The 25,993-nt window shown below is 62.0% G+C and carries 21 protein-coding genes; 14 read left to right on the forward strand and 7 right to left on the reverse strand.

Features of this window, described 5'->3' with window-relative positions; genetic code table 11:
* Positions 1 to 33: 33 nt before the first annotated feature.
* From AC0L2U_RS20930 to AC0L2U_RS20955, 6 genes are all read right to left on the reverse strand, one after another.
* The gene (locus AC0L2U_RS20930; RefSeq protein ID WP_473602603.1) at positions 34 to 1,074 is read right to left on the reverse strand and encodes a c-type cytochrome; all 1,041 of its coding nucleotides are present in this window, start codon (positions 1,072 to 1,074) and stop codon (positions 34 to 36) included.
* Between the two features lie 41 nt (positions 1,075 to 1,115).
* Positions 1,116 to 1,736: a cytochrome c oxidase assembly protein gene (locus AC0L2U_RS20935; RefSeq protein ID WP_473602604.1), complete on the reverse strand. Its 621-nt coding sequence runs from the start codon at positions 1,734 to 1,736 to the stop codon at positions 1,116 to 1,118.
* Positions 1,733 to 2,107 carry a hypothetical protein gene (locus AC0L2U_RS20940; RefSeq protein ID WP_127397622.1) on the reverse strand — a complete coding sequence of 125 codons (375 nt, stop codon included), beginning with the start codon at positions 2,105 to 2,107 and terminating at the stop codon, positions 1,733 to 1,735. Before AC0L2U_RS20940 ends, AC0L2U_RS20935 begins: the two co-directional genes overlap by 4 nt.
* A gap of 7 nt (positions 2,108 to 2,114) precedes the next feature.
* Entirely contained in the window at positions 2,115 to 4,643 is a 2,529-nt protein-coding gene (gene ctaD / locus AC0L2U_RS20945; RefSeq protein WP_127326898.1) for a cytochrome c oxidase subunit I, read from the reverse strand.
* The gene (gene coxB, locus AC0L2U_RS20950) at positions 4,640 to 5,617 is read right to left on the reverse strand and encodes a cytochrome c oxidase subunit II (protein ID WP_281061694.1); all 978 of its coding nucleotides are present in this window, start codon (positions 5,615 to 5,617) and stop codon (positions 4,640 to 4,642) included. Before coxB ends, ctaD begins: the two co-directional genes overlap by 4 nt.
* Positions 5,618 to 6,115: 498 nt before the next feature.
* The gene (locus AC0L2U_RS20955; RefSeq protein WP_128287407.1) at positions 6,116 to 7,084 is read right to left on the reverse strand and encodes a LysR family transcriptional regulator; all 969 of its coding nucleotides are present in this window, start codon (positions 7,082 to 7,084) and stop codon (positions 6,116 to 6,118) included.
* A 131-nt stretch (positions 7,085 to 7,215) separates the two neighbouring features.
* Here AC0L2U_RS20955 and AC0L2U_RS20960 point away from each other — a divergent pair, with 131 nt between their 5' ends.
* From AC0L2U_RS20960 to AC0L2U_RS21010, 11 genes are all read left to right on the forward strand, one after another.
* On the forward strand, positions 7,216 to 8,649 hold the full coding sequence (locus tag AC0L2U_RS20960) for an amidase (RefSeq protein WP_127811220.1): 1,434 nt from the start codon (positions 7,216 to 7,218) through the stop codon (positions 8,647 to 8,649).
* Positions 8,650 to 8,704: 55 nt separating this feature from the next.
* Entirely contained in the window at positions 8,705 to 10,003 is a 1,299-nt protein-coding gene (locus AC0L2U_RS20965; RefSeq protein ID WP_128287408.1) for an ABC transporter substrate-binding protein, read from the forward strand.
* Between the two features lie 70 nt (positions 10,004 to 10,073).
* Entirely contained in the window at positions 10,074 to 10,898 is an 825-nt protein-coding gene (locus AC0L2U_RS20970; protein ID WP_127317773.1) for an ABC transporter ATP-binding protein, read from the forward strand.
* The gene (locus AC0L2U_RS20975; RefSeq protein WP_127326892.1) at positions 10,895 to 11,623 is read left to right on the forward strand and encodes an ABC transporter ATP-binding protein; all 729 of its coding nucleotides are present in this window, start codon (positions 10,895 to 10,897) and stop codon (positions 11,621 to 11,623) included. The genes AC0L2U_RS20970 and AC0L2U_RS20975 overlap by 4 nt, the downstream gene beginning before the upstream one ends.
* Before the next feature lie 4 nt (positions 11,624 to 11,627).
* Positions 11,628 to 12,515 carry a branched-chain amino acid ABC transporter permease gene (locus AC0L2U_RS20980; RefSeq protein ID WP_473602606.1) on the forward strand — a complete coding sequence of 296 codons (888 nt, stop codon included), beginning with the start codon at positions 11,628 to 11,630 and terminating at the stop codon, positions 12,513 to 12,515.
* Positions 12,516 to 12,523: 8 nt separating this feature from the next.
* Positions 12,524 to 13,609 carry a branched-chain amino acid ABC transporter permease gene (locus AC0L2U_RS20985; protein ID WP_127396192.1) on the forward strand — a complete coding sequence of 362 codons (1,086 nt, stop codon included), beginning with the start codon at positions 12,524 to 12,526 and terminating at the stop codon, positions 13,607 to 13,609.
* 10 nt (positions 13,610 to 13,619) lie between these two features.
* The gene (locus tag AC0L2U_RS20990; protein WP_127811223.1) at positions 13,620 to 15,203 is read left to right on the forward strand and encodes a GMC family oxidoreductase; all 1,584 of its coding nucleotides are present in this window, start codon (positions 13,620 to 13,622) and stop codon (positions 15,201 to 15,203) included.
* 8 nt (positions 15,204 to 15,211) lie between these two features.
* Positions 15,212 to 16,312, forward strand: a complete 1,101-nt coding sequence (locus tag AC0L2U_RS20995; protein WP_127811224.1) for a class II histone deacetylase — start codon at positions 15,212 to 15,214, stop codon at positions 16,310 to 16,312.
* A gap of 1,056 nt (positions 16,313 to 17,368) precedes the next feature.
* Positions 17,369 to 18,583, forward strand: a complete 1,215-nt coding sequence (locus tag AC0L2U_RS21000; protein WP_127396319.1) for a glycosyltransferase family protein — start codon at positions 17,369 to 17,371, stop codon at positions 18,581 to 18,583.
* 1 nt (position 18,584) lies between these two features.
* Positions 18,585 to 19,829: a glycosyltransferase gene (locus tag AC0L2U_RS21005; protein ID WP_127811225.1), complete on the forward strand. Its 1,245-nt coding sequence runs from the start codon at positions 18,585 to 18,587 to the stop codon at positions 19,827 to 19,829.
* Positions 19,826 to 20,977, forward strand: a complete 1,152-nt coding sequence (locus tag AC0L2U_RS21010) for a glycosyltransferase family protein (protein ID WP_127811226.1) — start codon at positions 19,826 to 19,828, stop codon at positions 20,975 to 20,977. Before AC0L2U_RS21005 ends, AC0L2U_RS21010 begins: the two co-directional genes overlap by 4 nt.
* Positions 20,978 to 21,014: 37 nt before the next feature.
* On the opposite strand, the gene AC0L2U_RS21015 is transcribed toward AC0L2U_RS21010, so the two are convergent.
* Positions 21,015 to 21,689: a class I SAM-dependent methyltransferase gene (locus tag AC0L2U_RS21015; protein WP_164873903.1), complete on the reverse strand. Its 675-nt coding sequence runs from the start codon at positions 21,687 to 21,689 to the stop codon at positions 21,015 to 21,017.
* A 230-nt stretch (positions 21,690 to 21,919) separates the two neighbouring features.
* On the opposite strand from AC0L2U_RS21015, the gene AC0L2U_RS21020 reads away from it, so the two are divergent.
* Genes AC0L2U_RS21020 through AC0L2U_RS21030 form a run of 3 tightly spaced genes read left to right on the forward strand, consistent with a single transcriptional unit; the run spans position 21,920 to position 25,993 of the window.
* Positions 21,920 to 24,634 (forward strand): ABC transporter transmembrane domain-containing protein, encoded by a 2,715-nt coding sequence (locus tag AC0L2U_RS21020; RefSeq protein ID WP_127326884.1) that lies wholly within the window; start codon positions 21,920 to 21,922, stop codon positions 24,632 to 24,634.
* Positions 24,635 to 24,668: 34 nt separating this feature from the next.
* Entirely contained in the window at positions 24,669 to 25,115 is a 447-nt protein-coding gene (locus AC0L2U_RS21025; protein ID WP_127292062.1) for a cyclic nucleotide-binding domain-containing protein, read from the forward strand.
* Between the two features lie 23 nt (positions 25,116 to 25,138).
* On the forward strand, positions 25,139 to 25,993 hold the full coding sequence (locus tag AC0L2U_RS21030; RefSeq protein WP_127811227.1) for an MBL fold metallo-hydrolase: 855 nt from the start codon (positions 25,139 to 25,141) through the stop codon (positions 25,991 to 25,993).

The following is a 25,993-nucleotide window of genomic DNA, read 5'->3' on the forward strand; positions in this document are numbered from 1 at the left end:
ATTCCCGAAGATTGGGACAGTGACGTAACGCCATCAGGGCGTTCCGGTTGCGGCGGCACGCGACATTTGCGCGAAATAGGCGGCCAATGCGGCAATATCTTCGTCCGAGAGGTTTTTAGCAGCGTTGCGCATCAGTTGGGCGAAGCGCGTGCCGCCGCGCTTTTCCTCGCGGAAAAGCTCGAGCTGGGTCGCAATGTATTTGGCGGGCTGTCCGGACAGTTCCGGATAGATGGGGTTGCGGTCCGGACGACCGTGGCAACCCAGGCATGCCGGAACGTCGCGCTCCGGGATGCCGCGTCGCGCGATCTCATCGGCACGCGCGATCCGGGCACGGTCCGGTTGCGTCGACGTTGCAGGCGCAGGCAGCGCGGAAAAATGCCGCGCGAGATCGGCGAGGAGTGCAGGGTCGACAGCGGTGACAGAAATTCCCATGACACCGCTCTGGCGGTGGCCGGTAGCGTAGGCTCTCAAACTCTCAAGAAGATAGGTTTCGCGCTGAGAGGCCAAGACGGGCGTTGCGGGGCTCCGGCCGAGCCCGTCCGTGCCGTGGCAGCGGGTACAGTCGGCGAGTGCGCGTTCGAGGCCTTGTGTTTGGCCAGTCGACGGTTCGCTACTGCCATAAGCAAGGTCGCGCCACCGCGCCTCGTCCATCATCGGCAGTTCGCGCAGGAAGGCGACCATCGCCCAGACTTCATCGTCGCGCTGCTGCGTCGGCCAGGCCGGCATGCCGGTGAAGCGCACGCCGTGCTGGACGATGCGGAAGAGTTCGGCGTCCGTCCATTCGCCGACCTTGCCGGCAAGGTCCGGCGGCTGCGGCAGCATCGCAAGGACGGCGGGCGACCGCGGTTCGCCGGGCGCACCGTGGCAGATGGCGCAGCCGCGCGCGAAATGGCCGGCAGCCGGCTGAATAGCGTAGCGCGGCAGCTCGTCCGGCACCTTGACCGTGAGTGCGTATGTCCGCACGGCCGAGCGCATCGCGAAGTGCAGGAACCATTCGGTCACCTTCCAGTGGCCGGTCGAGGCACCAACGTTGAAGAAGCCGATCCAGGTCGCGAAAAGCACCGCGGCCGGCAAGATCGCCAAGCCTATCGCCAAGTGTTTCCAGTTGACGTGCATCAGCCGGCCAGCCTCTCGGTTTTGCCGCTCAGGAGCCTGGCAAGCAGGAAGACGCCTCCGGCGAGGTAAACGGCAGCGCCGATCATCAACATGATGATGCCGCCGAGCGCCTGGTCCTGCCCCGCCCCGAGCACGAGGCCGAAGCACGTCACTTCGCCGAGGCCATAGAGCGGTCGCGAGGCGAGCGAGAGCAGCGCGCCAAGCAACGTCATGTGGATGGAGGTCAGGAGCAACGCGAAGGCGCCGGCAGCGTCCCTAGCCGGCGCATCGGCATTGCGCGGCGCCATGCACGTCAGCCACAGGAACAGCCCGGCGCCAAGGAAGGACACCTGCTCGATCATGGTGGCGATGGTCGATGTCTCGGCCCACTGGCGCGCAGCCGGCGCATGCCAGCCCCAGACGACAATCAGTTCGACGAGAGAGGCGATAAGGGGAGCGGCGGTGACCACGGAGCGTATCGTTCTGGCAATACCGATTGCTATCAGCGGCGCCGCAATCGCGACGACGCCCATGTGGGCAAGCATGTGAGCCGCGAACGAGCCACGCCACGCATCGAGCAGCGGTCCCGCCCAGACCAGCGCGAGGGTGACGAAGCCCAGCAACAGGCTTGCCGTCCTCATGAGGAGCATCCGTCGATGAAGAGCAGCGGCAGCCCCACGTAGAGCACGGCGACGAAGCTCAGGCCGCAAAGCAGTAGCGTGGCAAACCCCTGGAAGAGGTTGCGGTCCGTCGCTGTGGGATCGTCGTGCGGCGGGTCGTTCGTGCCGAAGCCCCACTGCCTCCAGGCGAGCCAGCCGGACAAGACGATCATCGCGAGTGCCGCCAGCGTCATAGCCACTATGCCAGCCTGGACGACAGCGAAACCGAGGTCACCGCGCTTGGCACACCAGATTGCGGCCAGTGCGTAACAGGCGAGGAAATGTCCGGCCCAGATCACGGGCGCGGTGAAGAGCGTCCAGAGCGTTTCGACCTCTTTGGGAATGATGCGCATCACCGTCTCACATCGCTTCCGGGAAAAGACCGATGACGGCGAAGGTGATGACAGCGGTGATCGCCATAAAATGCCAGTAGAGCGCGACGTTGTGCAGTTCCATGTCGTGCTCCCGCGTCAGGCGACCGGCGAGGCTGCGCGCAAGGCAATAGAGCTGCATGACGGATCCGACCGCGGCATGAGCAAGCGCCCAGATGACGAGAATCCAGACGATCGCCGGATAGACATGCGCGGTCGGCTGCATGTCATGCTGCCAGGGTCCGGCAAAACCGGCTGCAGAGGCAGCAAGCGTCAGCAGAAACGCAGCAACAAGCGCAACGCGTGCGCCGTCGATCCACCCGCTTGCGTTCAGTCGGCGCGCACCAAGCATCGCGACCCATGCGGCGACGAAGAGAGACAGCGCGATCATCGGCCACCGCATACCGGGACCCGGCTGCCCCAGAGTGAAGTCGGGATGGATGGTCCAGTAGAAAAAATAGCCGAAGATGAGGCTGGCGAAGGCAGTTCCGTCGCCAACCATTGTAATGAACATCGCCCACCAGCCAACAGAATCCGGACCGGAGGCATAGAGCGGCAAGCGCAATCCAAGGCCGACATCCTTGGTCTTCTTTTCCGGGGTTTCGCCGGTGCCGGTCCAGAGCCACCACAGAACGGCAGAGAGCGTGCCGATGCCCGACAATAGGGCGAGGATCCAGAGTTCGAAGGTGAGCGCGACGAAGACCCCGCCGAGCAATGCGGCCGAGATTATTGTGATCGTGGTTGATGTCGCCACGCGCTGGCACTGTAGCGGATGGGCGTCGAGCACCGAGGTGATGAGCGTCTCGCGGCGATTCTCCTTGGCACTGCGAAGATAATAGGCGCCCTCATTGACCTTTTGCATCAGATCCGCCTGGTCCCAAAGCGGATACCGGCTCTCGATGATCGGAATGGATCGAACGCCCCAGTTCTCCTCGGGCTCGTTCAGCCATTCGAGCGTGCCCGCCTTCCACGGATTCTGCTCGCTGCGGGGTTCGCGATGCTTCGGCCGTACAACATCGAAGACAACCACCAGCACCCCTGCCGCGAAAACATAGGCGCCGATCGTGGAGATGAGATTCAGCCAGTCCCAACCGATCCCCTCGGGGTAGGTGAAGACGCGGCGCGGCATCCCGCGCAGGCCGCTGAGATGCATCGGAAAGAACGCGACGTTGAAGCCGGCAAACATCAGCCAGAAGGCGGTGCGCCCGAGACGGGGCGAGAGCATCCGCGCATTGATCAGCGGGTAATAATAGTAAACGCCGGCGACCAGCGGGAACAGCATTCCACCGATCAGCACGTAATGCAGATGTGCGACGATAAAATAGGTATCGTGCGCCTGCCAGTCGAACGGAACGAGCGCGACCATCACGCCGGTCAGCCCGCCGATGACGAAGATAGCGAGCCCGCCGGCGCCGAACAGCATCGGCACCGAGAAGATGACACGTCCGGCCAGCATGGTGGCGATGAAGACGAAGATCTGCACGCCGGTTGGAATCGCGACCGCTTCCGAGGCGGCCGAGAAGAATGCCAGCGAGATCTGCGGCAGGCCGGTAGCGAACATGTGGTGGACCCAGAGGCCGAACGATAGGAAGCCGGTGCCGACAGCGGCAAGCACGATCCAGGAGTAGCCGACGATCGGACGTTGCGAAAAGGTTGGCACGATCATCGCCATCAGCGCGATGGCGGGCAAGAAGATGATGTAGACCTCGGGGTGCCCGAAGATCCAGAACAGGTGTTGCCACAGCAGTGGGTCGCCGCCCCGCGTCGGGTCGAAGAACGGCCAGTCGAACATGCGTTGCATCTCAAACAGGATGTCGCCGGCGATCAGCGGCGGAAAAGCGAAGAGGATCATGCCCGCGACGATCAGCAGGTACCAGGCGAACAGTGGCATTAGGTTGATGCGCATGCCCGGCGCACGGCACTTCATGATGCCGACGATCAGTTCGACCGCCGCAGCAATGGAGGCGACTTCGATAAAGGAGAGGCCCAGCAGCCAGATGTCGGCACCAATGCCGGAATATGCCTTGTCAGTGGCAAGAGGCGGATACATGAACCAGCCTGAAGAGGGAGCGGCGTCGAAGAAGATCGAACCGCAAACGAAGACACCGCCGATCAGAAAGCTCCAGAAGCCGAAGGCGCCGAGACGGGGAAATGGCAGTTCACGCGCACCGAGCATTGGCGGCAGCAGAAAGATCGCGACGGCCTCGAAGATAGGCACGGCAAACAGGAACATCATCACGGTGCCATGCAGAGTAAAGGCCTGGTTATAGAAGTCGGCAGAGAGGAAATTGTTTCCCGGAACCGCGAGTTGCGTGCGCACAAGAAGCGCCAGAACGCCGCCAAACAGCATGAAGGCAAAGGCCGCACCCCCGTACCAGAGGCCAACCTGCGTATTGTTGACCGAAGTCCAGTAACGCCAGCCGATCGGCGTCTTCCAGACGAGGCGCAGCTGTTCTTCCTCGATCTTCTCTGCGGAGGGCAAGGCGTTTCGCTTGATGCGGGCTTTGAGGGTTGTCATTCGAGCCCCTTCAGCCAGGCGGCGATTTCGGCGATGTCCTGTTGGGACAGCATGTTGAAGTCGGGCATCTTCGAACCCGGCTTGATCAAATGCGGATGGGCGATGAAGCTACGAACGGCCTCATCGTCGGTGGGCAAAACGCCGGCACCAATCGTTCCCCGCGAACCCATATGCGAGAGATCCGGGCCGACACCACCCTCAGCTTGTGTGCCCGCAACGCGGTGGCACGCGCCGCAGCCGTTGCGAAGGAATATGTCGCGTCCGGGCAAGGATGCGCCGGGCGAAGGGTTCGCCCGCACAGCCAGCCATTCCCGAAAGGCAGCGGGCTGCATGGCGACGGCCGTGAAGGTCATCAGCGCGTGCGAGGTCCCGCAATATTCCGCGCAAGGGCCGCGGTAGGTGCCAGGTTTGGTCGCCAGCAACGAGAGCCGATTCACGCGACCCGGGATCATGTCCATCTTGCCACCGAGCGCAGGAATCCAGAAGGAATGGATGACGTCGGTGCTTTTCAGCAAGAACTCGACGCGCTCGCCAACCGGCAGCCTGATCTCGTTGGCGGAAAGAATAGGAACTCCGCCGCCAGCCGGGTGGTAGGCGACCCGCCACCAGAATTGCTCACCGGTCACTTCGATCCTGAGACCATTGGCTTCGCCGGCTCGTGCGAAAGGTCTCAGTCCAGGCATCAACCAAAGCGCATAGCCTAGCAAGAGAAAGAGGAGTAGCGAAGGAATGGCTGCCCCGCCCCAGAAAATCAGCCGGCTTGCAACACGCTCGTCTATGGGAGTGCGCTCATGACGTGTCGCGTGGACCAGAAGACCGATGACCGTCAGCCAGATAAGGCCGCCAGCAATGGCCATGAGCCAGAAAAGGTCGGCGATCTGGCGCGCTTCCTCTCCGGCCGGATCAAGCGCCGACTGGGCTCCCGAGCAGCTGGAACAGGTTCCCAAGCATAACCACAGCGCGAGCCAGCGCACCGCAGCGAGTTTCGTAATCCGGGCGCTTGTGCTTGGAACTGTTGACGAATCTATCCCTCCAATCGATGCCCTTGCTCACAAACGCGCCCGCAACCGAGTGGTTGCGCCAAAACTTCAGTTTAACGGCAATGGCCAGTGCTCATGCAATCTGTGCGCCGGTTTCGTCATTTGTCGCGCCGGTAGGCTTCGATACCGGCGATCCTTTGTACGTCTCAGCAGGCAGCCACCTATTTTAAGGTTCACCAACTATCGGGACCAATCGAGCGATTTCTTGCACTTTGCGGCGTTCGACGGCGTGCCCAAGCCGTCTCGAAAAGTACCGTCTCCGCTCCAACCTGCGAGCAGGCGACCGAGCATTGGTGTTGGTGAAACGTGGGCGCGCACCGAAGAGTTGTCGCCGAGCCGCCCGTCGATCTTGAACATCTCGATCAGGAACCCGCGCCTCCGGCGCGGTTGCAACGCCGGTCCTGTAAATGTCCGCAACGCCAGGGGGGCGGCTCAGCCATCGTCCCTGGCGACCAGTAGAAAAGGTTCGCGCTCCGGCGTCGTCACCGAAAAGCCCGAAGGGCCCACCGCGCTGAAAAAGCGATGGAACATGTCGATGAAGACACGCACGAAGAGTGGCTTTGCCGACCCGTACATGTCGGCGACGATCAGCGTGGGTGGCGGCAGTTCATCGAGGATTGGTCTTCGAACGATCTCCTCGCCATCGGCGGTGGCGCGACCGATCGGCCGCATGTTGAGGACGGCCATGCCGAAGCCGGATGCGACGGCCGAGCGCACCGTTTCATAAGAGCGCGTGCGAAAGCGCACCTCCGGTCGTTTCGCCAGCACGTCGAACAGGGTCAGGAGATAGGTCGCCGTGTGCGGCAGGTCGAGCAGCACCAGCGGCCGTGCCGCCAGTTCCGCCAGCCAGATGCCGTCGCGCGCGGCAAGGGGATCGTCTGCATTGAGCACGGCATGCGCCGGTACCTTGCAGATGCGGGTGACGCTGTCGATACCGATTGGACCGATGTCGTAGAGAATGGCCAGATCGATCTGGCCAGCGACAAGCCGTTCCTGCAACTGGACCTGGTCGGCCTCGACAAGGTCGATCTCGACATCGCCGACGCTGTCGAGGTAGCTGCGCAGCATCTCCGGCATGAACAGCGCGCCGAACGGCTCGAAGCAGCCGATGCGCAGGACCTTCGGCACGCGCCCGTTGAGGTCTCCGATCGACCGGTTGAACTCCGTCTCCGCCGCCAGCATGATGCGGGCGGCGGCGACGAAGCGTTGGCCGGCCGGCGTGATGGAGACGCCGCGCGCCGGCCGCCTGTCGAAAATGCGCGCCCCCATCCCGGTCTCGGCCAGAGTGATCGCCGCGAGGATGGAGGATTGCGAGATGTAGAGCGATCTGGAGGCCGCCAGCACGCTGCCAAGGCGGGCGACTTCGCAGACATAGCGCAACTGCCGAATGGTCAGATTCATGGCTCTTTGTTACATTAAATAGCGAATATTCCCCACAACAATACATTTTATGGTGATGAAAAAACCCGCCAGATTGCCCGGGCTGACAAGGCTGCCGGAAGAGCGGCCATGAAGTGAGGGGTTCGAACTGCATGCCGAATGGGCTGTCTCCCATTGCCGACGCCGATGATCTGTGCCGCCTGGCTGCTGCGGAGCTTAGCGCCGCCTACCGCGCTGGATCGCTGTCGCCCGTCGAGGTGACGCTGGCGGCGCTGGATCGCGCCGAAGCGATCAATCCGCTTTTCAACGCCTTCACCATGATCGACCGCAAGGGTGCGATCGAGGCCGCAGGTGCTTCCGAGAAACGATGGCGGGCAGGCGAGCCGCTGTCGGCAGCCGACGGCATACCGACGACGCTGAAGGACATCGTCTGGGTCGAGGGCTGGAGCGTGCGTTACGGCAGCAGGACGACGACTTCCGCCGCCTATGACAAGGATGCCCCCGCCGTTGCCCTGCTGCGCAGAGCCGGCGCCGTCTTCATCGGACAGACGACGACGCCCGAATTCGGCTGGAAGGCGATTACCGACAGCGGCCTCTGCGGCATCACGCGCAATCCCTGGAATGCGCAAAAGACCCCCGGCGGTTCCTCCGGCGGAGCGGCGGTGGCCGCCGCCACCGGCGCCGGCGTCTTCCATCTCGGTACCGATGGCGGCGGCTCGATCCGCATTCCGGCCTCGTTCACCGGCATCGCCGGATTGAAGCCGACCTTCGGCCGCGTGCCCGCCTATCCGTCCAGCGCGTTCGGAACCGTCGCCCATATCGGACCGATGGCACGGACAGCACTCGATCTTTCCGTCATGGCCGGCGCCATGTCCGGCCGTGATATCAGCGACTGGCAGCAAGGCGTGGGAACGCTGGCGCCGCTTGGCCGGATCGAAGAAGTTTTGCGGGGCGCTCGGATCGGCTACTGGTCGAAGCCGCCTTCAGGAGCGCTGGATTCCGGGATCGCCGCCGTCGTCTCCCACGCCTTGACGTGTTTCGACACCTTCGGCGCGACGGTCGAGCCGATTGATCTTCCCGGTGGCGATCTCCTCGACCTGTTCCAGCATCACTGGTTCACCGGCGCCGCGGCGCGGCTGGCGCTGGTTCCGCCGAGCGAACGGGCGGGCATCGATCCGGGCTTCCTGGAGATCGCACAGGCTGGGGCGGCGTTCGACGTCCATACGCTCGTCGCCGCACAGTTGGAGCGCGCCGAATTCGGCGCCGCCATGGACCGGCTGCTGGACGACTATGATTTCATCGTTTCGCCGGGGTCATCGATTCCAGCCTTCGACGTTGGCCTTGAAGTGCCTCTGGGCAGCGGCCTCTCGCGATGGATCGAATGGGCAGCGTTCAGCTACCCCATCAATCTCAGCCAGCAACCCGCCTGCGTCATCCCTTGCGGCATGACCGAGGCGAGCCTGCCCGTCGGCTTCCAGATTATCGGCGCGCGCGGCGACGATGCCCGCGTGCTTTCGGCGGCAGCCGACCTGGAAGCCGCTTTCGTGCCCATGACCCACGCGTTTCGCCAGAAAGATCTGGTGTGAAAGATTTCGCATGAAGAAAAGACTCTAACCAACGCCAAAAAAGGGGAACTTTGCCATGATGAACAGACGTGCAATGCTGCAGGGCGTGGTCGGCGCGGGTGCGGCCGGTGCCGCGCTTCTTGCCGATATGAACACTGCGGCGATCGCCCAGGACACCAAGCCCATTCCGGTCGGCTCGGCCCTGCCGATGTCCGGCATTGCCGCCGCCGACGGCATCGAGTTCAAGAACGGTCTCGAACTTGCCGCCGAGGAGATCAATGCGGCGGGCGGCATTCTCGGCCGGCCTGTCGAGATCCACATCGAAGACACCAAGGAAATGGGCGCCGACCTCGTCAGCCAGTCGATGCAGCGCCTGATCGACCGCTTCGAGGCGCCGGTCATCATCAATGGCTACAATCTCGGCACCAACATGATCGAGATGGACGTCGCCGCCGACAACGACGTCATCATGATGCACTACAACACGCTGATTTCGCACAATGAGAAGTTCAAGACCGACCCCGCCCGCTATTACAGCTCCTTCCAGGGCGATCCGCCGGAGTTCTGGTATGGACCGGGCTGCCTGAACTTCCTCAAGACGCTTGCCGCGGACGGCAAATGGAAGGCGCCCAACAAGAAGATCGCCATCATCCCGTCTGCCAACGAATATTCGATCGTCATCGCCAACGCGATCCGCGACAAGGCCGCCGAATACGGCTTCGAGGTTAGTCTGTTCGAGACCGTTCCGTTCCCGACCAACCAATGGGGACCGACGCTGGCGAAACTTCGCCAGGACCCGCCGGCGGCGATCCTGGTCACGCACTTCCTGCCGCAGGACCTGGCGCAGTTCATGGTCCAGTTCCTCGCCGAGCCGATCAACAGCCTGATCTACATGCAGTACGGACCATCGCTGCCGGCTTTCCGCGAGATCGGCGGCGAGGCGGTCAACGGCGTCGTCTATTCGACGGTGATCGGCTGCCTGCCGGACGATTTCTCCAAGCCGTTCCGCGAGAGCTACCGGGCCAAATTCGGTCCGAACTCGGCCTACATCACGGGATCGCAGACCTATGACGGCCTGTGGATGTGGGCGCTTGCCGCGGCAATCGCCGGTGGTCCAGGCGAACCGATGGACAAGGCGCAGACCACCAAGGTGGCCAATGCGATGAAGCGCCTGGTCTATCGCGGGGTCAACGGCACCTACCGGGCCGATCCGGCCGGCCAATCGGCCTTCTGCTATCCGACGCAGGTAGCCGATCCGTCGCTTGGCATGCCGCACCAGTTCCTGCAGCATCAGGATTACAAAACCGATCCGAAGCTGATCGCGCCGGTGCTCTATGCCACGGACAGCTTCATCCTGCCGCCATGGATCAAGTGACCGGACGCGGAAATGAAACCAACGACACCGGCCGGGCCGTTTGCCCGACCGGCTCCATTGGGTGAGAAATATGACTGAGGCCGCCGGTCCGATGCTGGTTTGTGACAGTGTGGTCAAACGGTTCGGCTCGCTGGCCGCCGTCGACGGCGTGTCGATGGTGGTCAATGCGGGCGAGATCGTTGGCATTGGTGGGCCAAACGGCGCCGGCAAGACAACTTTCTTCGACGTGGTGACCGGGATCACGCCGGCCAGTGGCGGCCGGGTGCATTTCGGCGACACCGACATTTCGGCGCTTCCGGCCGACCGCATCTGCCAACTCGGCATCGCCCGCACCTTCCAGCTCAATGCCGCCTTCGACAGCTTGACCGTTCGCGAAAACATCGAGATCGCCGCGTATTTCGGCCGGCAGCGGCGAAGGCTGGCCGGCTTCCGCCTTGGCGAGGATGTCCGGCAGGCAACGATCGAAGCGCTGGACTTCGTCGGGCTTGCGGCCAAGGCCGACGAGACCGTGGCGCGGCTGCCGGTGCTCGACCGCAAGCTGCTGATGATTGCCGGCGCCATCGCCACCCGGCCGAAAATGCTCTTCCTCGACGAGCCGGTGGGCGGGCTCAACGTCGCCGAGATCGACCAGATCATGGCGATGGTGCTGAAACTGCGCGACCAGGGACTGACCATCGTCCTGATCGAGCACGTCATGCGCTTTCTCCTGGCGCTCTCCAGCCGCGTGATCATCATGCACCATGGCAAGGTGATATTCGAAGGCCGGCCGGACAAGGTCGCCGAGGACCAGACCGTTGTCGAAACCTATCTCGGCCAGGGCACGCAGAAACGGCTGAAGAAATTCTTCGATGAGCAAGCTGCCGCGACGAATCCGGCGGTGGGGGGAACGCCATGACGGGCGCAGCCGCAAAACCACCTGTCCTGCAACTCGACGGCATCGTCTGCGGCTATGACGGACTCGACGTGCTCAAGGGCATTTCGCTGACCGTTCATGCCGGTGAATTCGTCACCGTCGTCGGCCCGAACGGCCATGGCAAGTCGACATTGCTCAAGACCATTTCCGGCCTGGTGCCGCTGCGCGGCGGTCAGATCAGCATCGACGGCCGGCGCCTGTCCGGCAAGCCGCATGAGACGGCGATGTTGGGCGTCGCCCACGTGCCGCAGGGCGATATGCTGTTCGCGCAGATGAGCGTGCTCGAAAACCTTTTGATGGGCGGCTATCTCGCGCCGGACAAGGCCGAGATCGCGCGTCGGCTGGACGAGGTCTACGCGCTTCTGCCGAAGCTTGCCGACCGTCGCAACCAGATCGCCTCGAGCCTGTCGGGCGGCGAACGGCGCATGGTCGGCATAGGCCGCGGCCTGATGATGGGCGGGCGCATCCTTTTGATCGACGAGCCGTCGCTTGGCCTCGCGCCACTGATCATCGATCAGGTCTACGACGTCATTTCGCAACTGAGCAAGGCTGGGCGCACGATCCTGCTGGTGGAGGAGAACCCGGCCCGGGTCGAGGACCTCGCCGACCGCCTGCATCTGCTCGACGACGGCGCCATCGTCTGGTCAGGCAAGCCCGCCGAACTGATGGCGCGCGACGAACTCCTCGCAACCTATCTCGGAGGCTGACGCCATGACCGACGTTCTCATGGCCATTCTCGTCGCCGGCTTCACCTCGGGCGCGCTCTATGCGCTGGCGACGGTCGGGCTGTCGCTGGTCTGGGGTTCGATGGGCATGCTCAACATGGCCCATGCGGCGATGCTGACGCTTGGCGGCTACGTCGCCTTCACGGTGATCACCTCGCTCGGCCTGCCGGTCGCGATCGGTTTCGCCGGTGCTATCGGCGCGGGTGCTTTGGCCGGCGCCATCCTCTATTTCGCGATCGTTCGCAATCTCCTGCAGAACGACAAATCGACATTCGAAGCCAACGTCATGATCGCCACGGTCGGCATCGGCATCGCCCTCGAGAATGCCATCCTCCTGACCTATGGCGGGCAGCCGCTGAAGCAGCCGGTTTCGATCGCCGGCGCCCTGCGCCTGGGGCCGCTGACGCTGCCTTGGCAAAACCTTCTGATCATCGCGGTGGTGGTCGTCATGATGGTGGTCGTCTCGGCGGCGCTCGGCCGCACGCGGATGGGTCGTGCGATCCGGGCGACGGCGCAGAACCGCGACGCGGCGCAACTCATGGGCGTCGCCGTCAACCGCGTCTACCTGCAGGTGCTGATGCTGTCGGGCGCGCTCGCCGGCATCTGCGGCGTCATGGTCTCGTCGATGACGCAATTGTCGCCGCCACTCGGCAACGACCCGATGCTGAAGGCCTTCATCATGTGCGTGGTCGCCGGTCTCGGCAATCTGCCGGGCGCCATCGCAGCAGCACTTGGGCTGGCGTTGCTCGAATCCTTCGTCCAGTACGTCTTGGGCGCCAGGTGGGGCTTTCCATCGCTGCTGTTCGTCGTCATTGCCGTGCTGATCTGGCGGCCGTCCGGCCTTTTCGGCCACGCCGAAATCCGGCGCATGTGAGGGTCATCATGACAGAGACACGTCCCCTGCCCCGTTTCTCCATGTCCCGCTCGGCCAGGACTGATCTTGCCATCAGCCTGATGCTGATCGCGGCGGCGATCGCGCTGCCGTTCCTGGTCGACAGCCGCTACATCCTTGGCCAGATCGTGCTGGCGCTGTTCTATGCGACGATCGCCTCGCAGTGGAACCTCCTGTTCGGCTTCTCGGGCATCTTCTCGCTGGCGCAAATGGCGATCTTTGCCTTCGGCGGCTATGCGACGGCGATGCTCTGCTTCTATTTCGGCTGGAACGTCTGGGCAGCACTTGTGCCTGGCGCGCTGGGCGCCGTGCTGTTCTCGCTGGTCGTCGGCCTCGCCTGCCTTCGCCTGACCGGCGTCTATGTGGCGCTGCTGACGCTGGCGATCGCCCAGACGATGTATCTGCTGATCGTCACCGACACCGAATGTTTCGTCATGGTCGGCTCCGTCTGCCGCCAGTTCACCGGCGGCGCCGTCGGCTTTGCCCGCTTCGGCGACCTCGGCACCAGGGCCTTGCTCCGAGCGCAGTGGCTGGTCGGCAATTACGCCATCATCGCGGTGCTGTTCGCGCTCACCATGGTCTTCACCTACGCGATCGTCAAAAGCCCGATCGGCCTTGCTTTCCGGGCGCTGAAGGACAATCCGGGCTATGCGGTGGCCCGCGGCGTCAACCGCTTCCAGGCGCAGCTTCTGGTGTTCGGCATCTCCGCCTTCTTCACCGGGCTGGCCGGCGGTTTCTATGCCGCGCATTTCCAGGCGATCGGCCCCGGTGTGCTGTCGATGTCGCAACTTATGTTCATCATCGCCATCGTCGTGGTCGGCGGCGTCGGCACGTTCTGGGGACCGCTGGTCGGGACGGTGGTGCTGGTGCTGGCTGACGAGTTGATGCGAGAGAGCGGCGAGTTCCGCACGCTCGGGCTCGGCCTGATCATCGCCCTGTCGGTGGTGCTGATGCCCAAGGGGCTGGTCGGCCGTTTTGGCGATCTCATCGACTGGCTCGGGCGCCGTCGCGCCAGCCCCGACAGCAAGCCAGCAGCAAGCAGCATTGTGCAAAGCCCGACCCCGGCCGGAAAGTGAGAGACTGACGATGTTCGATACGATCATAGTGGGCGCCGGCTCGGCCGGCTGCGTGCTGGCAAACCGGCTCAGCGCCGATCCTGCCCGCAAGGTGCTGCTGCTGGAGGCCGGGCGCGAGGCGCCGCTCGCCTCGGACGTGCCGTCGGACTGGCCGACCATGTTCAACACGGAAGTCGATTGGGGCTACTACACCGAGCCGCAGGCCGGCTGCCGCGGCAGGCGGGTGTTCTGGCCGCGCGGCAAGATGATCGGCGGCTCCGGCGCGCTGAACGCCATGATCTATATTCGCGGCCTGCCGTCCGACTATGATGGCTGGGCGGCGATGGGCTGCCCCGGCTGGGCGTGGGCTGACGTGCTGCCGGTGTTCAAGGCCAGTGAAAGCAATGCCGAACTCGGCAACGACCCGCTGCACGGCGCCGACGGGCCGCTGCATATCGGCAATGTCGGACATGTCGATCCCAACGAGCTTGCCTGGATCGAGGCCTGCAAGGCCGCAGGCTACAAGCAGAACCGCGATTTCAACGGCGTCGAGCAGGAAGGCGTCGGCCTGTTCCAGTTCACCATCAAGAATGGCGAACGCTGGGGCACCGGCAAGGCCTATCTGCGCCCGGCGCGGGAACGTCCCAACCTCACCGTGAAAACCGGTGTGCTGGCGACGGGCCTGATCGTCGAGAAGGGCCGGGTCAAGGGCATCCGCTATCTCGTCAATGGCGAACCTGAGACCGCTTTCGCCGACAGCGAGGTGGTGCTGTCTTCGGGCTCGATCGGCAGTTGCCAGTTGATGCTGCTTTCGGGCATCGGGCCGGCCGACGAACTCGCCCAGGTCGGCGTTGCTCCCGTGCACGACCTGCCGGGCGTGGGCAAGGATCTGCAGGACCACATCAACATTCCGATCACCTTCTATACCAAGGACAAGATCGGCGTCGGCGCCTGGACCGACGAGACGCTGCAGCGCGACTTCGCGGAATGGCAGACATCGCGCAGCGGCCCGCGTTCCTCACCCTGGGTGGCGGCGGGTGGCTTCGTCAAGAGCCGGCCCGATATCGAGCCGGACCTGCAGCTTTACGGCGCCATCAGCCCGCATCGCGACTATGTTCGGTTCCTTTCGTCCAGACCCGGCATCACGCTGCACACCACGCTGCAGCGGCCAGACAGCCGCGGCGAGATTCGCCTGCGCTCGGCCAATCCAATCGAATATCCGGCGATCGACCCACGTTACTTCATCAGCGACGAGGATGGCTCGGACATCGCCACGCTGGTCGAAGGCATCCGCATCAGCCGGCGCATCGCGGCGCAGTCGCCGCTTGCCGAAATGCTCGTCGGCGAAATCACGCCGAGCGCCGAATGCGAGAGCGACGCCGAGATCGCCCACTATATACGCGGCCACTGCACGACGCTCTATCACCCGACCAGCACCTGCCGCATGGGTTCAGATGCAATGGCCGTCGTCGATCCCACGTCGATGAAGGTTCATGGGCTGGACGGGCTTTGCATCGCTGACGCCTCGGTCTTTCCGAAAATGGTGTCGGGCAACACCAACGCGCCGACGATCATGATCGCCGAACGCGCCGCGTCAATGATCCAGGCGGGATGAGGCACGAGATGACGACGGGCTGGAATTTCCACGAACTCTATCTCTGGCACGAGACCGGCAATGCCGCGCAGTTCTTTCAGCCGAGCCTGACCATCGAGCCGGGCGAGCATGCGGAGAATGCCGACACGAAACGCCGATTCCGCAATCTGATGGAGGTTTCGGGCCTGACCGAGAAACTGTCTAAGATCGCCTCCGTCGCGGTGAGCGAGGATGACCTCGCCCTGTTTCACGACCGCGACTACATCAGCCGTATCAAGCTGCTCAGTGATGGGCGCGGCGGCGATGCGAGCTATCTCACCCCCTTCGGCCATGGCAGCTACGAGATCGCCTGTCTGGCTGCCGGCGGCACGGCAGCGGTGATGGATGCGGTGTTGAGCGGCGATGTCGACAATGGCTATGCGCTGGTGCGACCGCCCGGCCATCATGCCGAGCGCGGGCAAGGCATGGGCTTTTGCCTGTTCGGCAACGTTCCGGTCGCTATCCTGAAGAACCGGGCCAAACATGGCTTCGAGCGGGTCGCCAGCGTCGACTGGGATGTTCATCACGGCAACGGCACCCAGTCCGCCTTCTATTCGGACCCGTCGGTACTGACCATCTCGATCCATCAGGACGGGCTTTATCCGCATGACAGCGGTCTTCACAAGGAACGCGGCGAGGGCAAGGGCGAAGGCTACAACATCAATGTACCGCTGCCGGCCGGCTGCGGCCACGGCGCTTACATGTCCGTCTTCGAACGCGTCGTGCTACCGGCGCTCAATCGCTACAAGCCTGATCTCATCGTCGTGCCGTCGGGCTTCGACGCCTCGGCGGCCGATCCGCTGGGGCGCATGATGCTGCATAGCGGCAGCTACCGCGACATGACGCGGATGCTGATGCAGGCGGCGGACGACCTCTGCGGCGGGCGCCTGATGATGTCGCACGAAGGCGGCTATTCCGCCTCCTACGTTCCCTACTGTGGCCTGGCGGTGATGGAGCAGTTGTCCGGCATCAGGACGCATATCGACGACCCGTTCCTGCCGGTCTTCGAAAGCTATGCCGGCCAACCCTTGCAGCCACATCAGGCGGCCGCTGTTTCCAGGGCGGAGGAACTTTTGGGCGGCATCGCCTAGAATTCTGATTGCGGTCAGCCGATGAGGCGATCTCAAGACACACCGGCGGCCAATCTCGCAAATGCGGGCATGCGCTGACGGTAGGCTAATGCATGTCGCCCAAAAGTTCCGGTTTGGGACAACGACATGCACGAAAACAAAGACTTAAAGCGCGTCGTTTTTTGCGAGAAACTACGCCGGAGCACTCCCGACTACGCTGACCCCTACTCCCACTCGATTGTTCAAACAGCCTATAACTAATTGAAATTACACTAGGATGTTTCCATAGCCCCATAAGAGACCGACCAGAGCCGTCAAAAAATTACGCTTTGGTTCTAAAGGGAAATCGCCGCAAAGAATTTTTCCAGGGTTCACCAACTATCGGGACCAATTGGGCGATTTTTGTACCTCAAGACGTTCGACGGCCCTGCCCAAGCCGTTTAAAAAAGGTACCGTCACCGCTCCAATAAGGCATTGGCATGGGTCATAATGATCGACAAGCAACCGGTGTCGCACACACCCTGCTGCGGGCGGTGTGGCGCGACCGCTCGCATCCACTCGATTATTGCTAAAATTCCGGCTAGCTTGGCGACAGATGGCTCAATTTCTGGTCGGTGAATCACAATCAGACCGCCCTTCAAGAGAATAATGGGCGGCACCTTTGGTCCAAGGCGAGTGCAATGGCGCACGAATGAGCTCTACAACAATGCGCCGTGCGACGCCCAGCGACCTTGTCCTTTCGTATACCGATCAAGCAATTGGCTGTATGGGCAAGATAGGGGAAATCGTTTTTAGCAATCCGGATTGGAATCAAGAGGGATGACTTCTGCCTATTTTTTTGACATCGTTTTCCTCCTCGATCCATCCCACAATACAACAGGAAGTCTCTGCTCACTCCTCGCGGCGATATTCGCCAACCCACCTAGTTCCGGACTGGCGATCAGAAAGCATATCTGAACGGCATTCCATAGAAGCGATATAAATTGAAATTGCGGCCATGTGTTTCACACCCGGGATGGTTTCGAAGCCGGGGGGCGCTCACGGTCTCAAGGCGAGAATTTTAAGAGACGTTCAAGAATGACCCAGCACGCAGAAAACGCTCGAATTCTCATGTACAGCCACGACACGTTCGGGCTCGGCCACTTGCAGCGCTGCCGGACTATTGCGCATTCGCTAGTCGAGGATTTCCGTGGGCTTCAGGTGCTTATCATTTCGGGTGCGACTATCGCCGGCGCCTTCGACTACCGCGCCCGTGTCGACTTCGTGAAGATCCCCAGCGTCATCAAGTTGCGCAACGGCGAATACACCTCGTTGGAAAAGGACATCGATCTGCATGAGACGCTAAGGATGCGTCAGTCGATCATCCGCCACACAGCCGAGACCTTCCGGCCGGATATCTTCATCGTCGACAAGGAACCGCTCGGCCTACGCGGTGAGATTGAGGACACGCTGTCCTACCTCAAGACCCGGGGCACCACGCTGGTGCTTGGCCTGCGCGAGGTGATGGATGCACCGCATCTGCTCGAAGCAGAGTGGGCTCGCAGGGATGTGATGCGCAAGATAGGCCTGTTCTACGACAAGGTCTGGGCCTATGGCCCGCCGGATTTCTACGACCCATTGACCGGCTTGGATGTGCCGCCGGCTGTCAGGGCAAAAATGAGATTCGTCGGTTTCCTGCAACGGAGCTTGCAGCGGAACCAGTTGCCCGGCCACCGGCCAGAGGGCGACTATATCCTGGTTACCACCGGTGGCGGCGGCGACGGGGCCGAATTGATTCACGACGTCATCGACGCTTATCAGCAGGATCCGAAATTGCAGCACAAGGCGCTGATCGTGCTTGGGCCTTACATGCCGGCTCGCAAGCGCAATAAGTTGCTGAAGAAGGGTGCCACGATCCCCTACATCAAGATTATCGAGTTCGACAACCGCATGGAAGACCTGATTGCCGGCGCCAAGGCGGTAGTGGCGATGGGCGGTTACAACACCTATTGCGAGATACTTTCTTTCGACAAGCCGGCGCTCATCGTGCCGCGCATCGAACCCCGCCAGGAACAACTGATCCGCGCGCGGCGCGCGGCCGAACTGGGCCTCATCGAAATGCTTTTGCCGGAGGAAGCCAAGGACTCCCAGCGGTTTGCCGATGCACTGGTGGCGCTGCCGAATCGGCCTCGTCCATCCCAGAGTAATCCACATCTGACCCTGGAAGGGCTCCCTCATATTTCCGAAATCGTCGCGGAACTGCTCGACCGGCAGGCTGGCCCTCACCTTTCGGTTATTGAAGGCATGAACTGAGTTGCAACATCGCAAGATCGTCGTGGTTCTGAAGGGTTATCCGCGGCTGTCGGAAACCTTCATCGCGCAGGAACTGCTCGGACTGGAGCGTGCGGGGTTCGATCTGATACTCGTTGCGCTCAGGCGGCCGACCGACGCAAAACGCCACCCCGTGCATGACGAGATCAAAGCGCCCGTCCATTATCTGCCGGAATATCTGCATGAAGAGCCGCTGCGCGTGGTTCGCTCGCTTTCTGCTTGTTTGCAGCGGCCGGGCTTCTGGCGTGCACTGGGATCGCTGGCCGTCGATATGCCGCGCGACTTTACGCGCAATCGCGCGCGCCGTTTCGGGCAAGCGCTCGTGCTAGCGGCCGAATGGCCCGAAGACGCGGTATGGCTGCATGCGCATTTCGCGCACACGCCGGCATCGGTGACGCGCTATGCCAGCCAGCTTCTTGGTCTGCCCTGGAGCTGCTCGGCCCATGCCAAGGACATCTGGACTTCGGCGGATTGGGATCTGGCCAGCAAGCTTTCCTCGGCGCGCTGGACGGTAACTTGCACGAAAACGGGCTTCGACCGTCTGAAAAAACTCGCCGACGGCAACTCGTCAGTGCATTTGAGCTATCATGGGCTCGACCTTGATCGCTTCGGCATTTTCGGCGAGGCACGAAAACAGCATGACGGCTCGGCGCCGGACGAACCGGTTATCGTTCTGAGTGTCGGGCGCGCCGTTGCAAAGAAAGGTTTCGACACCTTGCTGGAGGCCCTTGCCCTCTTGCCCGGTGATTTAGCGTGGCGTTTCGAGCATATTGGCGGCGGCGAGGAATTGGAGCGGCTCAAGGCGTTGGCGCAAAAACTCGGACTGGATGGTCGCATCTCTTGGAAAGGCGCGCTCGCGCAGGAAGAGGTGCTTGAGCACTACCGCCGCGCCGATATCTTCGCCCTGGCCTGCAGGATCACCGCAAATGGCGACCGCGATGGTCTGCCGAATGTTCTGGTGGAGGCGGCCAGCCAGCGGCTTGCCTGCGTGTCGACCGATGTTTCCGGCGTGCCGGAGCTTTTATCGCCGGATGAAACCGGGCTACTGGTTCCGACGGAAAACCCAATTGCCCTGGCACAGGCGCTGGAGCGACTGATCCGTGATCCCGTGCTGCGTGCCCGCCTCGGCGACACCGCAGAGGCGCGCGTGCGCGGCAATTTCGATCACATGGCAAGCATTGGACAGCTCAAGGAGCTGTTCGAACGGGAGTGGCGGGCCGCCGAATGAAGCGGCTGCGCGCTTTCTTCTATGTCCAGCACCTGCTCGGCATCGGCCATCTCGCGCGCTCCAGCCGCGTCGCGGCGGCTCTGGTCGATGACGGGTTTGACGTAACCATCGTCACTGGCGGAGCGCCGGTCGCGGGGTTTCCGGGATTGGGGGCAATATCTGTAACCCTGCCATCTGTTACCTCCGGTGATGAAGGATTTTCCGGTCTTGTCGACCTGCAGGGCAAGCCCATTGACGATGATTTCAAGAAACGGCGTTCAGAGATGCTGCTGCAGGCATTCCGGGATTGCAGGCCTGATATCGTCATTGTCGAGGCGTTTCCATTTGGGCGCCGGCAGATGCGTTTCGAACTCTTGCCGCTGATCGAGGCCATCGACGCGGCGTCGCCCAGACCGCTGCTGGTGACGTCCGTCCGTGATATCCTTCAGGAGCGCGTCAAGCCGGGCCGAAACGAGGAAACGGTCGATCTCGTTAACAGGCATTTTGACCTTGTCATGGTCCATGGCGATCCGGCTTTCGCAACCCTAGACAAGACATTTCCACTGGCGGGAGCGATCAGGGCCGAGGTTGCGTACACAGGGCTCGTTGCCGCGCCACCAGCGCCCGCGGCCTCCGAGCGTTTCGACGTTGTGGTGTCGGTTGGCGGCGGAGCCGCCGGAAAGAGCCTTGTCCGGTCCACCATCGCATCAGCGCGGAATGCCGACAACGCCTGGAAATGGTGTCTGATCACCGGCCCAAACTTGCCGAAGGACGAGTTTGACGCGATTACACGCGATGCCACGCCGGGCCTGTCCATCTTTCGGTTTCGCGAGGATTTCGCCAGCTTGCTGACCGGCGCCCGCCTGTCGGTCTCGCAGGCGGGTTACAACACTGTCTGCGATGTCCTTCGCGCGCGCTGTCGCTCGCTGCTCGTTCCCTTTGCAGCCGGCGGGGAAACGGAACAGACGGTTCGAGCCCTGATGCTCGAAGAACTCGGTCTTGCAACGGTGCGGATGGAAAAGGACCTGACGCCTGAGTGTCTGGCGCAAGCGATCGAACAGGCGCTTGCGGGACCGACGCCAGCCGCGCATCGTCTCGATCTGGAAGGCGCCCGTCACTCGGCGCAAATCCTGCGCGAGCGGCATCGAACCTGGTCCTCGAAATCCTAGCGCAGGTCATATCTCGGTTGGATTCGCGCAACGCGCTTCAAACAGTTCCAATCAGCATGAAGCGGGTATATTTTTTTGTCGGCAGTTCGCCGGAGAACCTGATCTCCCGTAGCGCCACCATTGCTTCGAAGGCTGCAAGCGAAGCCACGCAGTTGATGTGCGTCGGCTCGCTGAAGTAATCGTTCGATTGCAGTAGCACCTTCGTGCCCCGCGGAAGCAGGGCAAGCCAGGCACCCAGGTCGGCTATGTGTTCGCAGCTCGTATTGACCACCAGGTCGGGCCGACCGGCCGCATAGTCGAGTGCGTACATATCTTCCGTCAGCGCCCGGAAGCGGTCGCCGGCTTCCCGGTTGAGGGTCCGGGCGACCGGCCCGACTTCAGGATCGATGTCGATGCTGTCGATCGCCGCAATGTCGAAACGGGCGTCGTTGAAAAGCATTGCCGGCAATACGCCGTACCATCCGCCCAGAACCCATATGCGCCCGAACCGGCCGCCGTCGTTTTCGAACAGCTTGTCGAGCGCCCACATCTTGCAGGCGACCTGCTTGTGGTTGAAGGCGTTGGCGATATCGGCAGTCGGATACTTGGCGATGACCCGCGCCAGCCCGGCGACAAGAGGGTGGTCGACATAGGCGGCAATTCCCCGGGCGAGGTCCAAGGCTTGTTCGTGCCCGTCAATGCCGGCATTGCGTGCTTGCGTGACATCCATCATATTCGTCTTCTATGTTGGGATTTCGGGCTACACAACGCAATATTGCCTCACCCAAGGCTGTTCGACTTGCGGATGAGACTATGCCACCAGCCGTTTCGCCGTTGCACGGTCACGAAGGGGGCCGGTTGCGTCTGTCCGGACCAGCGGCGTCCATCCGCGAAGACATTGCCGATACATCGTTTGCCAGCAGGTGCTTTCACCGCCTGCTTCCTCCAAACTGACAGCCGCATATGGAACCCAGCCTAGCCCGCTATATCTGGACGCACACCCGGAAGCAGCAGATCTGGATATTGATGATCGTCCTGCTTTCGATGATCCCATATTTCATGTCCTTCGACCTGCCGAAGCTGATCGTCAACGGCCCGATCCAGGGGAAGGGGTTCGAGCAACCCGGCGCGACCCTGCCCTTCATGAAATTGCACTATAACCTGCCGTTCATTGGCGAGGTCCAGTTCTTCTCCGGTTTTCAGCTGGACCGCAAGGAGACGCTGCTTGCCCTGAGCCTTGTGTTCCTCTTGCTGGTCGTCATCAACGGCCTGTTCAAACTCTACATCAACACCTACAAGGGCCGCCTCGGCGAACGCATGCTGCGGCGTATTCGCTTCGATCTGATCGATCGTGTGCTGCGGTTTCCGCCGATTTACTTCAAGCGGGTGAAATCCGCCGAAGTGGCGACCATGGTGAAGGATGAGGTGGAGCCGCTGGGCGGCTTTATCGGCGATGCCTTCCTGCAGCCGGTGCTGCTCGGCGGCCAGGCGCTGACGGCCATGCTGTTCATCATGGTCCAGAACGTCTGGCTCGGAATGATAGCGATGGTGATCGTGATCATCCAGATCGTACTCATCCCGCGGATGCGGCGGCGGCTGCTCGTGCTTGGGCGCCAACGGCAGTTGACGGCGCGCGCGCTTTCCGGCCGGGTTGGCGAAATCGTCGACGGTATCGGCGCGGTTCACGTCCACGACACGTCGAACTACGAGCGCGCCGACATAGCTGCTAGGCTAGGGCTCATCTTCAAGATCCGCTTCGATCTTTACCAATGGAAATTCATGGTAAAGTTCCTCAACAATTTTCTCGCACAGCTCACGCCCTTTCTGTTCTACATGATCGGCGGGTATCTGGTCATAGGGGGCCGGCTGGACGTCGGTCAGCTCGTGGCGGTGATCGGAGCCTACAAGGACCTGCCCGGACCGATGAAGGAGCTGATCGACTGGGATCAGGATCGGCAGGATGTCCAGGTCAAATATCAGCAGGTCGTTGAACAGTTCACCGTCGAGGATATCATTGCGCCGGGAATCGCGGCACTGGCGATCGACGATCCCGGTCCGATGACAAACCCGCTGTCGGCGGTCGGTCTGTCCATGGCAGACGATGGCGGTGCAATGCTCCTCAACCGTGTCTCCATGCAGGTCAAGCCGGCTGAGACGGTGGCGCTGGTCAGCACCCCGACAGGCGGAGCAGAGGCGCTAGCAGAAGCCTTCGCGCGGCTGAACTGGCCAGAGAGTGGAAAGGTCGCTTCGGGCGCCGATGACCTGCTTGAACTCCCCGAAGCCGTGACCGGCCGGCGCATGTCCTACGCCTCGTCGGATGTTTTCCTGTTCCAAGCAAGCCTGCGCGATAACTTGCTCTACGGGTTGAAGCATGCACCGCTGACATCGGTGACTTATGACGGCACCGCGGCAGACCAGCAGCGCTGGAACATGGACGAGGCGCGCCGGTCGGGCAATCCGGATTTCGACGTCCACAGCGACTGGATCGACTATGCTTCCGCCGGTGCTACCGGCCCGCACGACCTCTTTGAAGCGGTGCGCCGGGTGCTCGACGCGGTTCTTCTGTCGCGCGACATTCTGGATCTTGGCTTGCGCTCTTCGGCCGACCTCACGCGTCACACGAAGCTCGCCGGGCGGATCGTCGAACTGCGTGCAGCGCTGCGAACCCGGCTCGAACAGGAAGGGCTGCGCGAACTGGTGGTTCCTTTCGAGCCGGGCGCTTACAACACGGAAGCGACGATCGGCCAGAACCTGCTTTTCGGCGCCGCCGCCGGCCCCGAACTGGCCGACAAGGCTCTGGCGGCCAATCCCTACTTTGCTTCCGTGCTGAAGCAGGCCGGCCTCGACAGCACGCTCTACGAGATGGGCATGGAGATCGCCGAACAGGCGATCGAGCTGTTTGCCGACCTGCCGCCAGATCACCAGTTCTTCCAGCAGCTCGCCTTCATGAGCGCCGAGGAGATCCCCGCCTACGAGACCTTGCTGCAGCGGCTCAAGAACCGCCCCTACGAGGCGGTTTCGGAGGCCGACCGCGCCATGATCATCACCTTGAGCTTTGCCTATATCGAGCCCCGGCACCGCTTCGGCCTGCTGACCGACGAGTTGATGAGCAAGATCGTCGCCGCACGCAACCGGTTCTATGAAAACCTGCCGCCCGAGCTGCACAACGCGATCGAACGGTATGATCCTGCCAAATACATTGCGGCGGCCACCGTCATGGACAATGTCCTGTTCGGCCGTGTGGGAAACAACCATCCCGACGCGCCGGACCGCATACGCTCCATCGTCTATGACATTCTTGACGAGCTGGGGCTTTATGCCGAGCTTCTGGATGTCGGCCTGGACTTCAACGTCGGCGCCGGTGGAAGGCGGCTGACCAGCGGACAGCGACAGAAGCTCGATGTTGCCCGGGCTCTGCTCAAGCGTCCCGATTTTCTCATTCTCAACCGGCCGCTGTCGGCGCTCGACCAGCGCGTTCAGGACAAGGTGCTGCGAAACGTGCTCGAGGAAGCCAGACGCGACGGCCATTCGCCGGCAATTGTGTGGGTCGTGACGAGTCCGGCAATGGCGATGATGTTCGATCGCGTTATCGTCTTTGACTCGGGGCAATTGGTGGAAGACGGTACACACGAGACACTTTTGGCAGAGAACGGTATCTTCAAGGAACTTCTGTCATAGTCTGGCAGACGCGAATTTAGGAAGGTTTGCGACAATGCTGCTCAAGGATGAAGTTGGAATGCTGCAACGCGTTCCCTTGTTCTCCGGCATTGAGCCGGCAAAGCTCAAGCTGCTCGCGTTCACATCCGATCGCGTGAATTACAGCGCCGGCCAGATTCTTTTCCGGCAGGGCGACGAGGCAGACGCTGCCTATGTCATCCTTTCAGGCAGGGCGGATATTCTGGTCGATTCCGACAGCGGGCCGATAAAGGTTGCCGAACTGCTGCCAAATTCGATCGTCGGCGAGATCGCCATATTGTGCAACAGCTCCCGCACTGCCACCGTCAGCGCGGCAAGTGATCTGGAGGCCTTGAGAATCCGCAAGGATCATTTCCTGAGGCTTATGAAGGAGTTCCCGGAAATGACCATCGAGATATTGCGGGTTCTTGCCGATCGGCTAAGCCATACGACCGCGGATCTGATCGACGCACGAAGCGCCTAGAGCTATGATGAGCGAAAGGTAGCATGGACGACGATTTTTTCCTGGTCAGATTTTGGGGCGTGCGCGGCAGCATTGCTGTATCCGGGCCAGAATTCGCTCGCTATGGCGGCAACACAATCTGCATTGAGATGCGATGCGGCAAGCATACGCTTCTGTTCGACGCAGGCTCTGGCCTGCGGCCTGCCGGTAGGGCGCTTCAGGCGTCGGATGTAACCGATTTCGACCTGCTTTTCACCCATTGCCATTACGATCACATCATCGGGCTGCCGGCTTTTGCGCCTATCTTCGACCCGAGCGTCAAACTTACGCTTTGGTCCGGGCATCTTGCAGGACGCATGACGACCCGGCAGATTATCGATGAGTTCATACGGCCGCCGTGGTTTCCGGTGAAAATGAACGTCTGCAAGGCAAATCTCGACTGCCGCGATTTTGTATCCGGAGACGTGCTTCGGCCGCGCGAAGGGGTGGTGGTTCGGACCGGCAGTCTCGCCCATCCGGGAGGCTGCATAGGCTACCGGATCGAATGGGGCGGCCGCGTCGTGGCGGTGATCACCGACACCGAGCACGAGCCGGACAAACTCGATCAGTCGGTGCTCGACCTGATCGAAGATGCCGACCTCGTCATTTACGATTGCACCTACACCGAGAAGGAAATGGAACGCCGCCGCGGTAACGGGCACTCGACATGGCAACAGGGCGTCAAGCTCTGTGAGGCTGCTGGTGCACGGGCGCTTGCGCTGTTTCACCACGATCCGACACGCACCGACGAGCAACTGGACGAGATGGAGAAGCTGGCCAAGGACAGGTTTGCCGGCGCTTTTGCCGCGCGGGATGGCCAGATGCTCAAATTCCCGGTCTCATCGCACAGAAAGCGCTGA

Source organism: Mesorhizobium sp. WSM4808, from assembly GCF_055811675.1.

What these genes read in the sequence shown, in the direction of transcription:
- AC0L2U_RS20935 (WP_473602604.1), bottom strand. Translation starts at nt 1,736, where the DNA reads ATGAGGACGGCAAGCCTGTTGCTGGGCTTCGTCACCCTCGCGCTGGTC.
- AC0L2U_RS20940 (WP_127397622.1), bottom strand. Translation starts at nt 2,107, where the DNA reads ATGCGCATCATTCCCAAAGAGGTCGAAACGCTCTGGACGCTCTTCACC.
- ctaD (WP_127326898.1), bottom strand. Translation starts at nt 4,643, where the DNA reads ATGACAACCCTCAAAGCCCGCATCAAGCGAAACGCCTTGCCCTCCGCA.
- AC0L2U_RS20955 (WP_128287407.1), bottom strand. Translation starts at nt 7,084, where the DNA reads ATGAATCTGACCATTCGGCAGTTGCGCTATGTCTGCGAAGTCGCCCGC.
- AC0L2U_RS20960 (WP_127811220.1), top strand. Translation starts at nt 7,216, where the DNA reads ATGCCGAATGGGCTGTCTCCCATTGCCGACGCCGATGATCTGTGCCGC.
- AC0L2U_RS20965 (WP_128287408.1), top strand. Translation starts at nt 8,705, where the DNA reads ATGATGAACAGACGTGCAATGCTGCAGGGCGTGGTCGGCGCGGGTGCG.
- AC0L2U_RS20970 (WP_127317773.1), top strand. Translation starts at nt 10,074, where the DNA reads ATGACTGAGGCCGCCGGTCCGATGCTGGTTTGTGACAGTGTGGTCAAA.
- AC0L2U_RS20975 (WP_127326892.1), top strand. Translation starts at nt 10,895, where the DNA reads ATGACGGGCGCAGCCGCAAAACCACCTGTCCTGCAACTCGACGGCATC.
- AC0L2U_RS20980 (WP_473602606.1), top strand. Translation starts at nt 11,628, where the DNA reads ATGACCGACGTTCTCATGGCCATTCTCGTCGCCGGCTTCACCTCGGGC.
- AC0L2U_RS20985 (WP_127396192.1), top strand. Translation starts at nt 12,524, where the DNA reads ATGACAGAGACACGTCCCCTGCCCCGTTTCTCCATGTCCCGCTCGGCC.
- AC0L2U_RS20990 (WP_127811223.1), top strand. Translation starts at nt 13,620, where the DNA reads ATGTTCGATACGATCATAGTGGGCGCCGGCTCGGCCGGCTGCGTGCTG.
- AC0L2U_RS20995 (WP_127811224.1), top strand. Translation starts at nt 15,212, where the DNA reads ATGACGACGGGCTGGAATTTCCACGAACTCTATCTCTGGCACGAGACC.
- AC0L2U_RS21000 (WP_127396319.1), top strand. Translation starts at nt 17,369, where the DNA reads ATGACCCAGCACGCAGAAAACGCTCGAATTCTCATGTACAGCCACGAC.
- AC0L2U_RS21010 (WP_127811226.1), top strand. Translation starts at nt 19,826, where the DNA reads ATGAAGCGGCTGCGCGCTTTCTTCTATGTCCAGCACCTGCTCGGCATC.
- AC0L2U_RS21015 (WP_164873903.1), bottom strand. Translation starts at nt 21,689, where the DNA reads ATGATGGATGTCACGCAAGCACGCAATGCCGGCATTGACGGGCACGAA.
- AC0L2U_RS21020 (WP_127326884.1), top strand. Translation starts at nt 21,920, where the DNA reads ATGGAACCCAGCCTAGCCCGCTATATCTGGACGCACACCCGGAAGCAG.
- AC0L2U_RS21025 (WP_127292062.1), top strand. Translation starts at nt 24,669, where the DNA reads ATGCTGCTCAAGGATGAAGTTGGAATGCTGCAACGCGTTCCCTTGTTC.
- AC0L2U_RS21030 (WP_127811227.1), top strand. Translation starts at nt 25,139, where the DNA reads ATGGACGACGATTTTTTCCTGGTCAGATTTTGGGGCGTGCGCGGCAGC.